Annotated in this window: 1 protein-coding gene; it reads right to left on the bottom strand. The window is 55.9% G+C overall.

Annotated elements, in window-relative coordinates; all coding sequences use genetic code 11:
- Positions 1-709 (bottom strand): hypothetical protein (locus ACR0CW_RS23185; RefSeq protein ID WP_480789590.1); only part of this gene is annotated, 709 nt, incomplete at both ends.

Below are 709 nucleotides of genomic sequence, written 5' to 3'. Positions count from 1 at the left end.
TGTTGGCAATAGCAGCTGCACTGTCACATCATCGCCTGTTGCCTGCACTCCGGCTGCATTTGAGACTACGACCGTGATGTTCAAATCACCTTCCTCGAGATTCCTCAAGGCATCTGCCGCCGATGATGTTGGCATAACCGTCCAATTGCCGGCATCATCCACTGTTCCGGTATAACGAGCCGCTGGATTATTTTCATTTCCATCAGTGATATAAACTGAAATCTCCTCACCAGCTTCGACATTTGTCGTAGTCCCGGTGAATGTCAGATCGTCGATTTCACTATCTTCAATGATATCATCTGTTGCAATCGGAGTGCGAATGGTGAACGTCGGACTGTCACTTGGTTGTGGCTGTGGTGATCCCCCACGGATGGGTGCAGAGCCGCTAACACCTGAGGAGCTGCCTGAAGACGAACTTCCGATGGCAACCCCGGCCGCAACGACGCCTCCTGCAATGGCCGCTGTTGCTCCGGCGGAAAGCCCTGCAAAACCAGCCCCAGCGCCTGCTGTAGTTGCACCTCCGGCGACGCCGCCGGTCGCTTCAATTGCCGCAGCCAGCGCTTCCTGGGTGACAGCCGATGTTGCCGCCTGTGATACCACTTCGGGCATATCGGATGATGACCTGGCTGCATCTGATGTGATCTGGGTGTAGGTTGCGCTGAGAAGACCGCTGGAGCCTTCTCCCTCCAGCGTCACCTCAACGACGCCG

The organism is Ruegeria sp. CH6 (assembly GCF_056537005.1).
Note: the sequence above shows the minus strand (reverse complement) of the source record. Positions and strands in the feature narration are given on the sequence as shown.